A 17,200-nucleotide genomic window follows, 5' to 3' on the forward strand; every position below is an offset into this window, starting at 1 on the left:
AGGTTGAGCTATGCCGAAACTTGGGATGGAGCCGCTTCGGCGGGATGCGATCGTAAAAGCGACGATTGCCGAGTTGGGCGTGCAGAAATCGCTGGATGTCACGGTCAGCCAGATCGCCCGGCGCGCCGGCATTTCGAGCGCCCTGGCCCATCACTATTTCGGCGGCAAGGACCAGATATTCCTGGCCGCGATGCGCCGGATCCTGACCGATTTCGGGGCCGAGGCCCGGTCCGAGTTGCGTAGCGCCGCCCCCGAAGACCGCGCTGCGGCGATTATCCGGGCGTGTTTCGCGCAATCCTGCTTTACGCCCGACGTGATCGCGGCATGGATGACCTTCTATGTGCTGGCGCAGACCAATCCGCAGGCGCTGCGACTTTGGCAGATTTACCAGTCGCGGCTGCGGTCGAACCTCGTTCATGCGCTGCGCGGGCACGTGGATGACCCGGTCGAGGATGCAGCAACGCTCGTCGCGTTGATCGACGGGCTTTACATTCGGGCAGCACTGGAAGCGCCGGATGCGCCGGAGCGCGCTGTCGATCAGGGCCTGCGCGTGTTGGACAGGCTGCTGAAGGTGGGGCGCTGAATCATAATGGAAGCGGATTTCGTGATTGTCGGCGCAGGCTCGGCTGGCTGCGCCATGGCCTATCGGCTGAGCGAGGCGGGCGCCTCGGTTCTGGTGATCGAGCATGGCGGCACCGATGCGGGGCCCTTCATCCAGATGCCCGCGGCGCTGTCCTACCCGATGAACATGAAGCGCTATGACTGGGGGTACCGGTCCGAGCCCGAGCCGCATCTGAACAACCGCAGGCTTGCCTGTCCGCGCGGCAAGGTGATCGGCGGATCGTCCTCGATCAACGGGATGGTCTATGTGCGCGGTCACGCGATGGACTATGACACATGGGCCGAGATGGGAGCCGATGGATGGTCGTATGCCGATGTGCTGCCCTATTTCAAACGTATGGAAACCTGGCATGATGGCGGGCAGGGGGGCGACCCGGCCTGGCGCGGCACCGACGGCCCGCTGCATATCACGCGCGGCCCACGCGACAACCCGCTGTTCCATGCCTTCGTCGAGGCCGGTAGGCAGGCGGGCTACGAGGTCACCGGCGATTACAACGGCGAACAGCAAGAAGGGTTCGGCCCGATGGAGCAGACCGTCTGGCGCGGGCGGCGCTGGTCGGCGGCCAATGCCTATCTGCGGCCTGCTCTCAAGCGTGAAAATTGCGCGCTGGTGAACGGGCTGGCCTGCCGGGTGGTGTTGGAAGAGGGCCGCGCGCGCGGGGTCGAGGTCGAACAGGGCGGCAAGCGGCAGGTCATCCGTGCCCGCCGGGAGGTGGTTCTGGCGGCCTCATCGATCAACTCGCCGAAGCTCTTGATGCTGTCGGGGATCGGGCCGGGCGCGCATCTGGCCGAGCATGGGATTGACGTGGTCGCAGACCGCCCCGGCGTGGGGCAGAACCTGCAGGATCATCTGGAGCTTTATATCCAGATGGCATCGCGTCAGCCGATCACGCTCTACCGGCACTGGAACCTGTTCGGCAAGGCACGGATCGGGGCGCAGTGGTTGTTTACCAAGACCGGGCTTGGAGCGTCGAACCAGTTCGAAAGCGCGGCCTTCATCCGGTCGAAGGCCGGGGTGCCCTATCCCGATATCCAGTATCATTTTCTGCCCATCGCCGTTCGCTATGACGGGCAGGCCGCGGCCGAAGGGCACGGTTTCCAGGCGCATGTCGGGCCGATGCGCTCCCCCTCGCGCGGGTCGGTCAGCCTGCGGTCCGGCCGGGTAAAGGAAGCTCCGGTCATTCGGTTCAACTACATGAGCCATGAACAGGACTGGGAGGATTTCCGCACCTGTATCCGCCTGACGCGCGAGATTTTCGGGCAGGACGCGTTCAAGCCCTATGTCGGCAAGGAGATCCAGCCGGGGACAGAGGCACAAAGCGACGCCGCGCTGGATGCGTTCATCGCGGATCATGCCGAAAGTGCATATCACCCCTGTGGTACATGCCGGATGGGCCGGTCAGACGATGCGGGGGCCGTGGTCGACGGACAGGCGCGTGTGATCGGGGTCGACGGGCTGCGCGTGGCGGACAGTTCGGTCTTTCCGCAGATCACCAACGGGAACCTGAACGCGCCGTCGATCATGGTGGGTGAAAAGGTTTCGGATCACCTGTTGGGCCGCGACCCGCTGCCGCGCGCGAACGAGCGTCCGTGGGTGCATCCCGACTGGCAGCAGGCACAGCGATAGAATAACCGGGGATCGGTTGAAAAAACCCGCCCGATGTCCAATTGATTTGATCCGGGTCAAAGTCTGGCCAGCGGGCTTTCCCTAGCCTGTGGTCCAACGCAAAGTAAGGAGCGAACAGATGTCTCACACCCCCCATGAACTCGCCGCGGAATTTCCCGACAAGGTCGAGCTCATGCATCGTCTGAAGCAGGACGATTCGCATTTCGCGCGGCTTTTCGACGAGTATCACGAGATCAACCGCAGCGTTCACCGGGCCGAGACCAATATCGAACCGATGGAGGAGCTGGCCGAGGTCGATCTGCGCAAGAAGCGCGCCGCGCTGAAGGACGAGATCTGGTCGATCCTGTCGAAAGCCTGACGGCAGGAGGCTCGGGCCTCATCCGAGAATCTAGCCGCCCGGTCCCGCGATGGACCGGGCGGTTTTTCCTTTCACGCATGCGCATCTGGCCTCCCGTGGCGTCCGCTCGGCAAACTGGGCTTCACCTTACCCGGATGTGGCGGCTAGTCTGGCCACCTGACCTGTCACCACCATCACGGGAATCGCCATGACGCTGAAAGAAACCGCTCTTGCCCTTCGCGAAAATGCCTATGCGCCCTATTCGCGGTTCAAGGTGGGGGCCGCGCTGCGTTCTGCATCGGGTGCCGTCTATGGCGGATGCAATGTCGAGAACGTCGCCTATCCCGAGGGAACCTGTGCCGAGGCGGGTGCCATTGCCGCGATGGTTGCGGGCGGTGAAACCCGACTGGTCGAGGTCTATGTCGTTGCGTCAAGCCCCGAGCCGGTGCCGCCCTGCGGTGGGTGCCGGCAGAAACTGGCAGAGTTCGGCGCGCCCGACACTCCGGTGACGTTGGCCACTGCCGACGGGGTCGAACGCAAGACGACGATCGGCGCGCTCTTGCCCGGGGCCTTTGGCGCGGACCACATGGCGGGGAGCTGACCGTCATGGATGCACGTGCAATCATTGGAGCGCTGCGGCGCGGGCAGGTCCCGAGTGCCGAGCAACTGGCTTGGTTCGCCGAGGGCCTTGCAGATGGCGGGGTCAGCGATGCGCAGGCAGGGGCCTTTGCCATGGCGGTCTGCATGGGAAGCCTTGGCGAGGCGGGGCGCACTGCGCTGACGCTTGCAATGCGCGACAGCGGCGATGTGCTGAGCTGGAATCTCGATGGGCCAGTGATCGACAAGCACTCCACCGGCGGGGTCGGAGACTGCGTTTCGCTGATCCTTGCGCCCGCGCTGGCCGAATGCGGGGCCTACGTGCCGATGATCTCGGGGCGCGGGCTGGGACATACCGGCGGGACGCTCGACAAGCTCGAAGCGATCCCGGGCGTCACGACGCAGGTCAGCGAGGAGAGGCTGCACCAGATCCTGCGGGAAACCGGCGCGGCCATCGTCGGGGCATCGGCCCGTGTCGCCCCGGCGGACAAGCGGCTCTATGCCATCCGGGACGTGACCGCGACGGTGGACAGCCTCGACCTCATCACCGCTTCGATCCTGTCAAAGAAGCTGGCCGCAAGCCCCGATGCGCTGATCTTGGACGTAAAGCTTGGCAGCGGGGCCTTCATGAAGACGCTGCATGCCGCGCGCGAGCTGGCCGAGGCGTTGACGCGCACCGCCAATGCCGCCGGTTGTCGGACCGCCGCGATGATCACGGATATGAGCCAGCCGCTTGCCCCGAGCCTTGGCAACGCGCTCGAGGTGGCAGAGGTGATGCGCGTGCTGACAGGCGGGGCAGATAACCGTCTGGCGCAGCTGACGGCACTGCTAGGCGGCGCCCTGCTGGACACGGCGGGGATCGCCAAATCGGCCGAAGCAGGCGCCGAGCAGATCCGCGATGTGATCCGCAGCGGGGCAGCGGCCGAACGGTTCGGCCGCATGATGGCAGCTGTCGGAGGCCCCGTGCATTTCGTCGACACGTGGGAGCGGTTCCTGCCCGAGGCCAACGTGATCCAGGAGGTGACCGCGCGCGAAGCGGGCTATGTCACCGCGATCGACGGCGAGGCGCTTGGCCTTGCCGTGGTCGCGCTGGGCGGCGGTCGGCAGGTCGAAAGCGACACGATCGACCCGGCGGTGGGCATGTCGAACATGGTGGCGCTGGGCGACAAGGTCAGCAAGGGCACACCGCTCGCCCGCATCCACGCATCGCGCGAGGATGCAGCGCGGCGGGCCGAGGCGGCGTTGCGCAAGGCGGTCACAATCGGGCCGCAGCGGGTAACACCGCCCAAGCTGGTGCATGAAAGGGTCGGGGGATGAGCCGCGCCTTTCTGGTGGTGATGGATTCGGTCGGGATCGGCGGAGCGCCTGATGCGGATCGTTTCTTTAACGGGACCGTGCCGGACACCGGCGCGAACACCCTTGCCCATATCGCGCAGGCCTGTGCCGAAGGCAGGGCCGAGGATGGGCGCAGCGGGCCGCTTTGCCTGCCCAATCTGGATGCGCTGGGGCTGGGCGCCGCGGTCCGCCTCGCCTCGGGCGATCCGACGCCGGGGCTGGATGCGACCCCTTCAGGCATGTGGGGCAGCGCCCGCGAAAGCTCCCCCGGCAAGGACACGCCCTCGGGCCACTGGGAACTGGCAGGCCTGCCAGTGCCCTGGGATTGGCATTATTTCCCGAATACGGAACCTGCCTTCCCCGAGATTGTGACGCAGGCCGCCGCGCAGGCGGCGGGCACCGCGGGCATTCTCGGCAATTGCCATGCCTCGGGCACCGAGATCCTTGCAAGGCTCGGTGCCGAACATCTGAGGACCGGCTGGCCCATCTGCTATACCTCCGCCGACAGCGTGTTCCAGATCGCCGCACATGAAGAGGCATTCGGGCTCGAGCGGCTTCTGGACATGTGCCGCAGCCTTGCGCCCACGCTTCACGCGATGAAGGTGGGCCGCGTGATCGCGCGACCCTTTGTCGGGTCGCCCGAAACCGGGTTCACCCGGACCACGAACCGCCGCGATTTCGCGATTGCTCCGCCTGCGCCGGTCTTGACGAACTGGGTGCAGGAGGCTGGTGGGACCGTGCATGCCGTCGGCAAGATCGGCGACATCTTTTCCATGAGCGGAATCGACGACGTGGTCAAAGGCAGCGACGCCGAATTGATGAAGCATCTCGCGCAACTGGTGGACACGGCCGAGGGCGGAAGCCTGACATTCGCGAATTTCGTCGAATTCGACAGCCTCTATGGCCACCGTCGCGACATCTGCGGATATGCCCGCGCACTGGAGTGGTTCGACCGGGAGATAGGTGCGATTGTGCAAAGCCTGAAGCCAGGCGACATGATGGTCCTGACTGCCGACCATGGAAACGATCCGTCATGGACCGGAACAGATCACACGCGTGAGCAAGTCCCGGTGCTCGTCGCAGGGTTGGGCGCGGGCGAGGTCGGGCAGGTGGCCTTTGCCGACGTGGCGGCCAGCATCGCCGATCACCTTGGCATACCGGCCCGGGGTCCGGGGCGCAGTTTCCTTTGACCGGGTTGCCAGCGACCCCGCGCTGCCCTTAGAACACGCGCGAGATCAACAGCGGAGAGCACCCATGTCCGAGCATCTGACCGTCGTCGACCACCCGCTGGTTCAGCACAAGCTTACCCTGATGCGGGACAAGGGCGCCTCGACCGCCGAATTCCGGAGGCTGCTGAACGAGATCACCATGCTGCTCGCCTACGAGATCACGCGTGAGATGGACCTGACCACCCGTCAAATCGAGACCCCGATGGAGGAGATGGACGCGCCCATTCTCGCCGGCAAGAAACTGGCGCTGATCTCGATTCTGCGGGCGGGCAACGGGATGCTCGACGGGGTGTTGGAACTGATCCCCTCGGCCCGTGTCGGCTTTGTCGGGTTGTATCGTGACGAGGAGACGCTGAAGCCGGTGCAGTATTACTTCAAGGTGCCCGAGGGGCTGAAGGACCGGCTCGTGATTGCGGTCGACCCGATGCTGGCCACCGGCAACAGTTCGGCGGCCGCGATCGACCTTTTGAAAGAGCAAGGCGCGACCGACATTCGCTTCCTCTGTCTGCTGGCTGCGCCCGAGGGGGTGGCACGCATGAAAGAGGCGCATCCCGACGTGCCGATCGTCACGGCTTCGCTCGATCGCGAGCTCAATTCCAAGGGCTACATCCTGCCCGGGCTGGGCGATGCGGGTGACCGGATGTTCGGAACGAAATAGGACGAAATCAAGGCAACTCAATCCTTTACTCGCCACGGGGTTCCGTGTCATCCTCCTTCCACATCTTGTGGGGGATGTCATGCGACTTACCAGAGTTATTGCCGCCATTGTTATCGGCGCATCCGCGAGCCTCAGCCAGCTGGACGCCCAGACGCTCCGGAACGCCTCGCCGCCCGCGGAGTTTCCTCCGGCCTCTTTCAAGGGCAAGCAATATGTGGACAGCCGCGGATGCATCTACATCCGTGCGGGCATAGACGGGAACACGACCTGGGTTCCGCGTGTGACGCGTGACCGGCGCCAGGTGTGCGGCTATAAACCTACTGCGGTTGCGGGCGCGACGACAGCGGCCCCGCGCAGCTCCACACCCACCGAGATCACGATCGAGTCGCCGCCGACGGCTACCGCTTCGGCGGCCCCGCGTCAGGCGGCGCCAGCGCCGGCACCCGCGCCGACCCGAACGGCGGCTCCGCGCCCCGCGCCTCAGCCCGCCGCGACGACGGCCAGACCGACCACGACGGCAACGGCTGTGCGGACGGCACCTGCGCCAGCGCCCACGGTACGTACCGTCCGCAAGGTGCCGGCGAGCACGGTTACCCCGCAGACCACGATTACAAAGCGTGTACCCGCAACCGCTGCCACCGCACCCAGTGCCGCAGCAACGGCGCCGGCCGCCACACCGGCGGCATCTGGCGGGTGCTCGAACGCATCGGCCTTCAGCCAGCGATACATCAACAAGAGCGGTGTCCGGTGCGGCCCACAGGCCGAAGCGCCGATCACCTACGGCCGGGGGTGGGACAGGAACTCGGCACTCACACCACGTGAAACGACCCCCGCGGCCGTGCCGGTCAGCACCCGCCCGGCCCAGAGCGATGGTGTGCCCATGTCGCTTGAGACACGGATCGTCGCCAAGCATATCTATGACAACCGTCAGAACACGACCAATGTCTCGGTGCCCAACGGGTATCGTCCGGCCTGGACCGATGACCGGCTCAACCCGCAGCGCGCAGAGCATACGCTGCGCCCGCCGATTGCGCTCAGCACCTTCACGCCGCCACAAGGCTATCGCAAGGTCGATCGTGAGGATGACCGCCTGAATCCGAATCGCGGGCTGCGCACGGCGCAGGGCGATACAGCGACGAACCAGATCTGGACCGATACGATTCCGCGTGAATTGCGGCCGGTCGCAACCAACCCCCGTACGATCACGGTCACTCATCCTGACCGGGCCTATGTGAATACCGCAGAGGGTGGCGCGCAGACCTATCGCTTGTCCTCACGTAATGCGCCGGGCAGCGCGGCACCGGCGACGGTCGAGGCCCGCGCCAAACCGTCTTACGTTCGTGTCGCGACTTTTGGCAGCGACGCCGAAGCACGCAAGGCTGCAAAAGCCCTGGCAGGGCAGGGCCTTCCGGTTCGTCTGGGTACCATCAAGCGGCGCTCGGGCGATGTGCGGGTTGTGCTTGCAGGGCCCTATTCCGATCGGGATCAGGCAGCCAGCACGTTGAACCGGCTGCGCGCGGCAGGCTATGGCGGTGCAAGCCTGACACGCTGAGCGGCGCTCAATTTCCGCAGATCGTCTGGAGCAGGACCCAGTCGCGATCCGGCAGCACCGGTTCCAGCGTGCGGCCAGCCATCGGGTCGGCCTCGATCAGGGGCAGCACGGTCTCGCCAGTTATGTCGCGCGCATAGGCATAGGGCGAGGAGGGGATGGCCGCCTGCCCGAAAACCGACAGCAGGGCCTCGTCCGACAGGTCGGGACGGGCTTGTGCCAGAACCCGCTCCGCGTAGCGGTCGAGGATCTCGGGTGTCAGCGCGCCGGTTGTCAGCAGGCGAAAGGACGCGCCGATTCCGGCATGGGAGAGAAGCTCCGCCAACGGGTCGAACGTCTCGGCGCGGGCACGCTCTGCCAGCACGTGACCCGCCGCAACGGCAGGATCCTCGTGATCCTCGATCAATTCGCGGTTCAGTAGAACGATACCGCCGGGCAGATGAAGGCTGTCGGGAACGCCATCGGGCAGGATCACGATCCGTCTGACGCCGGTTCGCTGGGCAAGGCGGGCAAGCGCCCCGGTCGTTTCCTCGCTGGTGCAGGCCTGGCCAGATACCCGTTCGATCCGGTCGAGGACGGTTTCACCGATCTCTTGCCGCTTGATCGGCGGCACCACGGAGACCGCGTGCCGTTGCAGTGCCCCGGGCATCCAGAAGGTCAGCAGCGCCAGAACCAGCGAAACGGTCGCGGCGACCGAGATCCAGCGTAACCGACCGGGATGCGGCCGCGCCCGCCGGACGGCGTCCTGCAGACGGTCGATGGCCTCGATCATCATCGTTTCGCTCTTGTCGATCTCCAGCGTCTCGCCGTTGTCGCCATCCGGATGGTAGAGCGCGGGAAAGGCGCCGGGGTTCTGCCGCTCGATGGCGGCCAGCGACCAATGCGTCAGCGCGCGGTCGTTGAAATCAGAAATCGTCAGCGTGGCCTCGCCGATCGAGATAACGACCTCGCGGCGCTGTTCGTCCGGCGCGGGACGCCACAGCCCGGTCGCTTCGATCCGCTGGTATTGCTTGAGCGCAGTCATGCGTCGGGGATGCTCGAATTCTTGTTTTGCGGGAAGGTTAGCACGCGGTGCATGACGGGAGCAAACCGGTTACACGGCATCTTGAGTACAGGTCTTTTCAAGCTGGAACTGCCCGTCTAGCCTGCGCGGCATGATCATCTCGCCGGGTCGCGGCTACATCTTTGTGCACATCCCCAAGACGGGCGGCACCTCGCTGGCCCTCGCGCTTGAGGCGCGGGCGAAGAAGGATGATATCATGCTGGGTGACACGCCCAAGGCCCGGCAGCGTAGGCACCGTGTCAAGGGGGCAAAGACCCGGGGACGATTGTGGAAACACGCCACACTCGCCGATATTGATGGGCTGATCGCCCCTCAGCAGCTTGCCGGTTTGTTCGCCTTCACCCTCGTACGCAACCCGTGGGACCGGGCTGTCAGCTACTATCACTGGTTGCGGGTGCAGGCGTTCGATCATCCCGCCGTAGGGTTGGCAAAAAGCTTGGAATTCGAACGGTTCGTGACCCATGCCGACACGCTCGCCGCGTTTTCGGCAACGCCAGCACGTCATTACATGACGCGCGCCGACGGGGTCGAACAATGTGCCGCCTACATCCGTATCGAGGAACTGGTCGCGGATCAGGCCCCGCTTGCTGTGCATCTGGGTTTCAAGCTCGATCCGCCACACCAGAACCGGTCACAGCGAGACAGGGATTACCGTCCCTATTTCTCGGACCGCAGCGCCGAGGCGATTGCAACCGCTTGCGCCGAGGATATCGCCCGGTTCGGCTATTCTTTCGGGTAACCTACTCTGCGTTTCCGTTCATGCGCCAATCGCGGTTAACGGGGGGCATTTTTCGCATTTGCCGAAACATTGCCACAATCATGCCGCGACAACGGCACAGTGGGGGCACGCGAATCGGGCTGGATGACACTCGTATAGAGAACACGGCGAGACGCCACTTGCTGCTGCCACAGGAAAGGACAAGGCGTGTTCGAATGGTTGGAACGACGTGCGGTGCAAGACCGCCGAGAAGAGATGCCCAGCCCGATCGGCGATGGGCTGTTGATTACAGGCCATACCGGCCTGATGGCCGGCACGCAGGTCGCCTCGAACCTGGGCTGGCGCGCGGTCGAGGAGCTGCGCGTGGGCGAGAAGGTGCTGACCTTCGACAATGCCATGCAGACGGTTACGGATATCCAGCGCGACCGCCTCGTCCTGCCAGAGTGCGAGTTGGGCGAGGATCACCTCCCGATCCATGTCCCCGAGGGCGCGCTTTATAACCGGTGTGACCTGTGGTTGATGCCCGAACAGGGAATGCTGATCGAATGCGATGCCGTGCATGATGCCGTTGGCGAACCCTATGCCGTAGTTCCCGCCCGTCTTCTTTGCGGGTTGCGGGGAATAGACCGCGGCCGCCCCGCGCATGCGCTTGAGGTCGTGACACTGGCCTTCGCGCGGGATGAGGCGGTCTATGTCGAAGGTGGCATGCTGGCCTATTGTCCCCGACCCGTTGCGCTCTTTCCCGGTGGTGACGATGTGGGCCGCGGATTGTACGAGCGGGTCGATGGCCGTGCGGGGCGCTTCTTGATGAAATGCCTGCGCGAAGATGACGACATTCGCGCCGTGGCGTCACCGCCGGAATGCATGCCCGCAGGTATCCCGAGCAGCCACGTCAGGCCGCGCCGCCCTGCGATGATCGCAGAGCACCCGTAACGCTTTCAGGAGAGACTACCCCCCTCGGTCTCCCTATTTGGCCGGCGCTTCCTTGCAAAGTGCCGGCCCTTTTTATGGGGCGGCGTTCAGGCGGATCTCTTGCCGTAGGCGACCGGTGGCCTTGTCGAAGATCAGGATGCGTTCATCGGCCGTCACGACCGCATACCAGTTCGGCCCGATCGTTACGGCCTGCGCACGCGCGCCGTCGGGCAGTTCGACATCTTCGGGCAGGGTCGGGGTACGGTCCGACAGGCGGATGACAATCAGGCCGAAGGTCAGTATGACGCCCCCAATCATCACCGCCGTGAGAAGCATCACCATTCGCCGCAGCAGGCGAAGTTGCGGCGTCTCTACAGGCTCGGACGAACTGGAATTGTCGGACATGGCCACCCGCCGGATAGAATTCACGATCGCGGCCGCACCGCCGCCCCGCCTTGATAAGGCGCTTTCCCGCGATGTGCCAGACGAGGCGGCGCTGTCGCGCACGCGGCTGGCGCGGCTGATCGGTGAGGGAGCCGTATCGGTGGATGGCACGGTCGTGGTCGACCCCAAGGCCAGCATCGCCGAGGGCGCGCAGGTGACGATCGAGGTGGAAGAAGCGCAGGACAGCCACATCGGACCCGAGGCGATCCCGTTGTCGGTCGTCTACGAAGATGCCGACCTGATCGTTGTCGACAAACCTGCGGGGATGGTGGTGCACCCGGCGCCCGGTACCCCTTCGGGCACGCTGGTGAACGCCCTGCTGCATCATTGCGGGGCGGATCTGTCCGGTGTTGGCGGAGTCAAGCGTCCTGGGATCGTGCACAGGATCGACAAGGAAACAAGCGGCCTGCTGGTCGTGGCCAAGAGCGATGCCGCACATCATGGGCTGGCCGAGCAATTCGCCGCGCACAGTGTCGAGCGTGTCTATCGCGCCCTGTGCTATGGCGTGCCGGATGCCGGTGACCCGAGGCTGCGCGGTGTGCGCGGCGCGAGTTTCGAGGCAGGCAACGTACTGCGCCTGACCACGCAGATCGCACGCCACAAGACCGACCGGCAGAAACAGGCGGTGACCTTTCATGGCGGCAAACATGCCGTGACACGGGCGCGGGTTATCGAGCGGTTCGGTTCGCCGTCCGTGGCCGCGCTTCTCGAGTGCTGGCTGGAAACCGGCCGGACACACCAGATCCGCGTGCACATGGCGCATGCCGGGCATGCGTTGATCGGTGATCCGGTCTATGGCGGCAAGCGGAAACTGCCCGCGAACGCCTTGCCGCAAGCTGCGCAGGACGCCGTGCAGTCCTTTCCGCGCCAAGCGCTCCACGCGGCGGTTTTGGGCTTCAACCACCCGATTTCTGGCGAAAATTTGCGGTTCGAGAGCGAATTGCCCGCAGATCTGACGTTGCTCTTGCTGACGCTTCGAGGCGAAAATCCGATGGTCGAATCGATTTAGCGACGGAAAACGGCAACCAATTCGTTCAACAAGCGTTGATTGCCTTATCACTTCAGCGGTCTTGACTGTGTGTGGTAGCGATCACATATGGCATGTTAAGTCCTTAAACATTTAAGGAGGGACAAAGGGACGATGGCAAATTACGGGAATCTGCCGGCGCCGACGCCCGAGGGTGGTCTGAACCGGTACATGCAGGAAATCCGCAAGTTTCCCCTTCTGGAACCGGAAGAGGAATACATGCTGGCCAAGCGCTGGGTCGAAGCCGAGGATACCGAGGCCGCACACCGGCTGGTGACGAGCCATTTGCGGCTCGCTGCCAAGATCGCCATGGGCTATCGCGGTTATGGCCTGCCGCAGGCCGAGGTCATCTCGGAGGCCAATGTTGGCCTGATGCAGGCGGTCAAGCGGTTCGACCCTGAAAAGGGCTTCCGCCTTGCGACGTATGCGATGTGGTGGATCCGCGCCTCGATCCAGGAATACATCCTGCGGTCGTGGAGCCTTGTGAAACTGGGAACCACCTCGGCACAGAAGAAGCTTTTCTTCAATCTGCGCAAGGCAAAGGCGCGCATCGGTGCGTTGGAAGAGGGCGATCTTCGCCCCGAAAACGTCAAGCAGATCGCTAATGATCTGGGCGTCACCGAAGAAGAGGTCATCAGCATGAACCGGCGTATGTCGGGCGGCGATGCATCTCTGAACGCCACGGTCGGATCCGAGGGCGAGGGGTCCATGCAGTGGCAGGACTGGCTTGAGGACGAAGAGGCGAACCAGGCCGAGGATTATGAGGCGCGTGACGAACTTGAGGCGCGGCGCGAATTGCTCGCTGCGGCGCTCGATGTTCTGAACGATCGGGAAAAGGACATCCTGACCCAGCGTCGCCTTATGGATCAGCCGGTCACGCTTGAGGATCTGAGCGGCCAGTACAATGTCAGCCGTGAACGCATCCGTCAGATCGAGGTACGCGCATTCGAAAAGTTGCAGAAACGGATGCGCGAACTGGCCCGCGAAAAGGGCATGATGGGCGCGAAATGATCCAGCAAAGCCCTGAAACCCTCTGGCCTTTGGCTGGAGGGTTCAGCAGTCTTTCCGAATGACCGATATCCGAGAGAATGAGATTCGTGCTGATGCGCCCGTGTCGTCCGATGCAAGCGTTGCCTTCATCGGCATTATCCGCACGCCGTGGCCGGATCGGTCCCTTTGTCCAAGGCAAGGGCGGTTGGATGGACCGGAGTGTCGGCTTGTCCTTCAGCCCCAATGGTGCGATGCGCTGCAAGGGCTTGAAAAGTTCGAGATGATCGACGTCCTGTACTGGCTTGATCGCAGCCGGAGGGACCTTGTCACGCAAAGCCCCAAGAGCGATGGGCGCACGGTCGGCACCTTTGCCTTGCGTTCCCCGGTGCGGCCCAACCCGATCGGTCTGTCAAAGGTCAAGCTGGTCGGGATTGACGGGGGCGAAGTTGTGGTTCGCGGTCTAGATTGCATCGACGGAACGCCGCTGATCGATATCAAGCCGGACATCTGCGCGTTCTCACCGATCGCACCGCCCAAGCAAAGCGCGGAGTTTTAGGCGGCCTCGAGCGCCGTGATGATTGGCGAGAAATCCGAAGCCTTGAGGCTGGCCCCGCCGACCAGCGCGCCATCCACTTCGGGCACGGCAAAGATCTCTGCAGCGTTCGATGGCTTCACCGAGCCGCCGTAGAGCAGGCGAACCGACCGGCCGACACCGGCACCGAAGCGACGCTCCAACCGGGCTCGAATGAACTCGTGCACTTCTCCGATCTCATTGATTTCCGGTACTTTTCCGGTTCCTATGGCCCAGATCGGTTCGTAGGCGACAACCAGTTGTTCGCCGGTCACGAGGTCTGGTATCGAGCCCGAGAGTTGCCCGCCAATGATGTCGAGCGTATTCGCCGCTTCGCGTTCCGCCAGGCTCTCGCCCACGCAAATGACGGCAATCAATCCTGCCTGAAGGGCGGCGCGGGCCTTGGCGCGCACGCGTTCATCGGTTTCTCCATGGTCGGCGCGGCGCTCGGAATGGCCGAGGATGACCGCGGTTGCGCCGGCGTCGCGAAGCATTTCGGCGCTGATATCGCCGGTATGCGCGCCGGTCATCTCACTGTGGCAATCCTGGCCGCCGGTAGCGACGGAAGATTCGCGCAGGATCCGGGCGGCCCGGTCGATCAGCGTGGCGGGAGGGCAGATCAGCACGTCGACCGATGGGGCGGGATGCGCCTGTGCAAGCGCCTCGAGCTCGGCCAGCGAAGTGCTGGTTCCGTTCATCTTCCAGTTGCCCGCCGCCAGTTTGCGCCGCATGAGTTTCGCTCCCTATCCTGTTGATCTTGCAATAGCATCAGGGGGCGGGCGGGGCAATCTCGGGATGCTCAGCCGGACTGGTTCAGCGTTTCGTCGAACTTGATGGACTCGCCGCAGCCGCAGGCATCGACCACGTTCGGGTTCTTGAACTTGAAACCCGCTTCGAGCAGCGAAACCTCGTAGTCGATCTCGGTCCCGAAGAGGAACATCTGCGCCATGGGCGCGATCATGATGCGGGCGCCGTCCTGCTCGACCACTTCATCATGTGGGTCGGCAGTGTCGACATACTCCATCGTGTATTCCATGCCCGCGCAGCCGCCCTTTTTCACGCCGATGCGCAGGCCGGCGTGGCCGCCTTTGTCCATCAGTTTGGCGATCTGGCCTGCGGCCTTGGGTGTCATGGTCACGGCCTGTTTGCCGGGTATGCCGAACATCGGTGTCTCCATCCTCGCACGCCATTTCAATCTAGGCGGGCGTGTCCTGTGGCTCAAGAGGGATGCGGCTGCGGGTGTGTAACCCTTTGCTACCGCGTTGTTTTTTACATGAATCCGAGTTCGAGCCGGGCTTCGTCCGACATCATTTCCATGCCCCAGGGCGGTTCCCATGTCAGTTCGACATCGACCTGCTTGACGCCCGCGATGGGTTCGACCGCATCGGCAACCCAACCCGGCATGTCACCCGCCACCGGACACCCCGGCGCGGTGAGGGTCATGATGACGCGAACCTCGTTTTCCTGATTGATATCAATAGTATAAATTAGGCCCAACTCGTAGATGTTGACCGGAATCTCGGGGTCGTAGACCGTGCGGCACGCCTCGACGACCTGGTCGTAGAGGGGGTGGTCCACGGTAGAGGGCGCGATCAGGGGAGCGCCTTCGAGCGGTTCGGTCGCTTGGGTCATCTGGTCCTCGGTTTCCTGTATCCGAGCGATTATATAGGAAATGCCGCAACCGTCGTCCAGTGGGCGGTACCCTGCGAATTGACCGTTTTGTACATGGCTGCGGGGCCGGTTTGTCCGTTTTGTACATCGTGGTACCCCCTGTATGGGGCCCGCATCAGCCGTCCGGCAGATCGCGCTGGGGACCTTGGGGCAGGATGGGGTGGCCGGTTTCTTCCTCGATGCGGGCGGCCTCGGCCAGGAGCTCTTCGCGGGCGCGGCATTCCAATTCCCAGAAGGTAGCCTGGTTGGTGGTGGGCAACTCGAACCGGACCGTCTTGCCGAACACGTCCTGCGCGATCACGCGGGTTACTGCGCAGTCGGGGGCAAGCGAGCCGTCGTCGATGCGCGCGACGACCCGGTCGAACGCGTCGCGCAGCGCGGCGACGTCTGCGGATTGGGCGAAAGTCATCTCGATCGGTCGGACCATGCGTTCTTCGCTGGCCGAGATGTTCTCGAACTTCTCGGTCACGAAGTCAGAAACCGGAACGATGTATCGCGTTCCGGTCCAGATGAGAAGCTGCACATAGGTGAAGTGAATCCGCTCGACGGTGCAGAAATTCCCCTCGAACACGATGAGGTCGCCGATCCGGGCCGAGCGGTTCAGTGCGATCTGCACGGCGGCAAGGATGTTGCCCAGAACCTCGCGCGCAGCGAAGCCCAGTACGATGGTGATGGCACCGGCCCCCGCCAGCAGCGTGTAGCCAAGCGAATTGAAGACCTCGATCGAGGAGAGAAGCGTGCCCGCGCCCACCATCACCGCGACGATGATCACGAATTTCCGGATGCCCGAGATCAACGTTGCGAGGCTGCGATAGCTGGCATTGTCGGGATCGGCGAGATCCTTGGGCGAGTTGAGCGAGACGCGGTCGAACACCTCGTCGGCGACCAGCACGGCAGCGAGGGCGATCGCGGTGACGTAAAGCAGCAGGACGAGCGGTTTCACCACCAGCGACACCGGGCCGGTAACGACAAGCAGCCGCGAGGTGGCAAGCCCGAGGATCATGGCCACCACGATGATCGTGGCGGGCCAGCGAAAGGCGCGCACGATGGACTGCACGAAGCGGCGGTCGCTGATGCGACCCAGCCTGCTGACGACGTGATAGGCGAGCCATCCCGCAACCAGCGCCACAAGGCCGATCACGGGCAGCAGCAGCCATTCCCAGACATACATCCCGAACGGCCCCTCCTTGCGGGCCCAGTCGGGCATGGCGCGTTCCAGACGGGTCGGTTGAAACCGGTCGTAGAGCAGCGGGATGTCGCGGACGCTTTGCCGTGCGATGATCCAGACCGGGTCGTCGGCCTGCGGTTTGACCCGGTTGAGGCGCAGCGGAACGGGGTGGTCGTCAAGTTCGAGCAGGCTGACGAGGATCGAGCGGCGCACACGGCCGGTGCCGGGTTCCTTGTCCGCGCCCGCGATCCAGCCATCGGGGCGGTCCGTCAGGTCGTTCCACGGGATGACGACCTGACGTTCGATCACCACGCCCAGCTTGCGCGCAAGGTCGGGGCCGTGAAAACCCTGTTCGCCGGGAGAGAGGTCGGACAGGTCGAGAAGATGCGCGGCGCCCTCGTAATCCCTGGCACCGAGCAGGCCCATCAGGGTTTCGACGGCAGCGCGAGGGCTGTCGCGGTTGATGTCGGGGGGCGTGCCAAGGCCGGGATTGAGTGTGTCCACCTCGAACCAAGCCAGCGGGCTGTCCTGCGCGCGCGCGGGGGCGGGCAGCAGCAGCGCGCAGGCCACGATGAGGATCAGGCCGAACCTTGCAAAAACTCTCATTCGCCGATCCCGTCCACCCGCCGTGTGTTGCCCTCGTGCGGGGAGGTAACGCGTCAAACGGGGATCGGTTCACCGGG

The 17,200-nt window shown here is 64.1% G+C and carries 20 protein-coding genes; 13 read left to right on the forward strand and 7 right to left on the reverse strand.

The window, feature by feature from the left end:
- Positions 1-10 precede the first annotated feature (10 nt).
- From betI to upp, 7 genes are all read left to right on the forward strand, one after another.
- Positions 11-583, forward strand: coding sequence for a choline-binding transcriptional repressor BetI (betI, locus tag ACFORG_RS18210; protein ID WP_386736962.1), 573 nt, complete (start codon positions 11-13; stop codon positions 581-583).
- 6 nt (positions 584-589) lie between these two features.
- Positions 590-2,248, forward strand: a complete 1,659-nt coding sequence (gene betA, locus ACFORG_RS18215; RefSeq protein ID WP_386736963.1) for a choline dehydrogenase — start codon at positions 590-592, stop codon at positions 2,246-2,248.
- A 118-nt stretch (positions 2,249-2,366) separates the two neighbouring features.
- The gene (locus ACFORG_RS18220; protein WP_386736965.1) at positions 2,367-2,606 is read left to right on the forward strand and encodes a YdcH family protein; all 240 of its coding nucleotides are present in this window, start codon (positions 2,367-2,369) and stop codon (positions 2,604-2,606) included.
- 187 nt (positions 2,607-2,793) lie between these two features.
- Complete coding sequence (locus ACFORG_RS18225) at positions 2,794-3,186, forward strand: cytidine deaminase (protein WP_386736966.1); 393 nt, start codon at positions 2,794-2,796, stop codon at positions 3,184-3,186.
- Positions 3,187-3,191: 5 nt separating this feature from the next.
- Complete coding sequence (locus tag ACFORG_RS18230) at positions 3,192-4,499, forward strand: thymidine phosphorylase (RefSeq protein WP_386736967.1); 1,308 nt, start codon at positions 3,192-3,194, stop codon at positions 4,497-4,499.
- Entirely contained in the window at positions 4,496-5,707 is a 1,212-nt protein-coding gene (locus tag ACFORG_RS18235; protein ID WP_386736969.1) for a phosphopentomutase, read from the forward strand. The genes ACFORG_RS18230 and ACFORG_RS18235 overlap by 4 nt, the downstream gene beginning before the upstream one ends.
- A 64-nt stretch (positions 5,708-5,771) precedes the next feature.
- Positions 5,772-6,404 (forward strand): uracil phosphoribosyltransferase, encoded by a 633-nt coding sequence (gene upp / locus ACFORG_RS18240; RefSeq protein ID WP_386736970.1) that lies wholly within the window; start codon positions 5,772-5,774, stop codon positions 6,402-6,404.
- A gap of 480 nt (positions 6,405-6,884) precedes the next feature.
- Here the strand turns inward: upp and ACFORG_RS18245 are convergent, their stop codons facing one another.
- A complete protein-coding gene (locus tag ACFORG_RS18245) occupies positions 6,885-7,139 on the reverse strand; it encodes a hypothetical protein (RefSeq protein ID WP_386736971.1) in 255 nt (84 codons plus the stop codon).
- A 145-nt stretch (positions 7,140-7,284) separates the two neighbouring features.
- On the opposite strand from ACFORG_RS18245, the gene ACFORG_RS18250 reads away from it, so the two are divergent.
- The gene (locus tag ACFORG_RS18250) at positions 7,285-7,956 is read left to right on the forward strand and encodes an SPOR domain-containing protein (protein WP_386736972.1); all 672 of its coding nucleotides are present in this window, start codon (positions 7,285-7,287) and stop codon (positions 7,954-7,956) included.
- A 7-nt stretch (positions 7,957-7,963) separates the two neighbouring features.
- Here the strand turns inward: ACFORG_RS18250 and ACFORG_RS18255 are convergent, their stop codons facing one another.
- Positions 7,964-8,977: a hypothetical protein gene (locus tag ACFORG_RS18255; protein ID WP_386736973.1), complete on the reverse strand. Its 1,014-nt coding sequence runs from the start codon at positions 8,975-8,977 to the stop codon at positions 7,964-7,966.
- Between the two features lie 130 nt (positions 8,978-9,107).
- Here ACFORG_RS18255 and ACFORG_RS18260 point away from each other — a divergent pair, with 130 nt between their 5' ends.
- Complete coding sequence (locus tag ACFORG_RS18260) at positions 9,108-9,755, forward strand: sulfotransferase family 2 domain-containing protein (RefSeq protein WP_386736974.1); 648 nt, start codon at positions 9,108-9,110, stop codon at positions 9,753-9,755.
- A 186-nt stretch (positions 9,756-9,941) separates the two neighbouring features.
- Positions 9,942-10,667 carry a Hint domain-containing protein gene (locus ACFORG_RS18265; protein WP_386736975.1) on the forward strand — a complete coding sequence of 242 codons (726 nt, stop codon included), beginning with the start codon at positions 9,942-9,944 and terminating at the stop codon, positions 10,665-10,667.
- A 72-nt stretch (positions 10,668-10,739) separates the two neighbouring features.
- On the opposite strand, the gene ACFORG_RS18270 is transcribed toward ACFORG_RS18265, so the two are convergent.
- Positions 10,740-11,051 carry a DUF6476 family protein gene (locus tag ACFORG_RS18270; protein ID WP_386736976.1) on the reverse strand — a complete coding sequence of 104 codons (312 nt, stop codon included), beginning with the start codon at positions 11,049-11,051 and terminating at the stop codon, positions 10,740-10,742.
- On the opposite strand from ACFORG_RS18270, the gene ACFORG_RS18275 reads away from it, so the two are divergent.
- From ACFORG_RS18275 to tsaA, 3 genes are all read left to right on the forward strand, one after another.
- The gene (locus ACFORG_RS18275; RefSeq protein WP_386736977.1) at positions 11,050-12,099 is read left to right on the forward strand and encodes an RluA family pseudouridine synthase; all 1,050 of its coding nucleotides are present in this window, start codon (positions 11,050-11,052) and stop codon (positions 12,097-12,099) included. The genes ACFORG_RS18270 and ACFORG_RS18275 overlap by 2 nt on opposite strands.
- A gap of 132 nt (positions 12,100-12,231) precedes the next feature.
- A complete protein-coding gene (rpoH, locus tag ACFORG_RS18280; RefSeq protein WP_386736978.1) occupies positions 12,232-13,128 on the forward strand; it encodes an RNA polymerase sigma factor RpoH in 897 nt (298 codons plus the stop codon).
- A 58-nt stretch (positions 13,129-13,186) separates the two neighbouring features.
- On the forward strand, positions 13,187-13,663 hold the full coding sequence (tsaA, locus tag ACFORG_RS18285) for a tRNA (N6-threonylcarbamoyladenosine(37)-N6)-methyltransferase TrmO (RefSeq protein ID WP_386736979.1): 477 nt from the start codon (positions 13,187-13,189) through the stop codon (positions 13,661-13,663).
- Here tsaA and tpiA read toward each other — a convergent pair.
- The 4 genes from tpiA to ACFORG_RS18305 all read right to left on the reverse strand — a co-directional run bounded on the left by tpiA (position 13,660) and on the right by ACFORG_RS18305 (position 17,123).
- Positions 13,660-14,409, reverse strand: a complete 750-nt coding sequence (tpiA, locus tag ACFORG_RS18290) for a triose-phosphate isomerase (protein WP_386736980.1) — start codon at positions 14,407-14,409, stop codon at positions 13,660-13,662. The two genes, tsaA and tpiA, sit on opposite strands and share 4 nt — an antisense overlap.
- A gap of 68 nt (positions 14,410-14,477) precedes the next feature.
- The gene (locus ACFORG_RS18295; RefSeq protein ID WP_386736981.1) at positions 14,478-14,843 is read right to left on the reverse strand and encodes a HesB/IscA family protein; all 366 of its coding nucleotides are present in this window, start codon (positions 14,841-14,843) and stop codon (positions 14,478-14,480) included.
- A 104-nt stretch (positions 14,844-14,947) separates the two neighbouring features.
- A complete protein-coding gene (locus ACFORG_RS18300) occupies positions 14,948-15,310 on the reverse strand; it encodes an SUF system Fe-S cluster assembly protein (protein WP_386736982.1) in 363 nt (120 codons plus the stop codon).
- A gap of 154 nt (positions 15,311-15,464) precedes the next feature.
- A complete protein-coding gene (locus ACFORG_RS18305) occupies positions 15,465-17,123 on the reverse strand; it encodes a mechanosensitive ion channel family protein (protein WP_386736983.1) in 1,659 nt (552 codons plus the stop codon).
- Positions 17,124-17,200: the final 77 nt, after the last annotated feature.

Origin of the sequence: Lutimaribacter marinistellae (assembly GCF_042648365.1) — a bacterium.
Taxonomy (GTDB): domain Bacteria; phylum Pseudomonadota; class Alphaproteobacteria; order Rhodobacterales; family Rhodobacteraceae; genus Lutimaribacter_A; species Lutimaribacter_A marinistellae.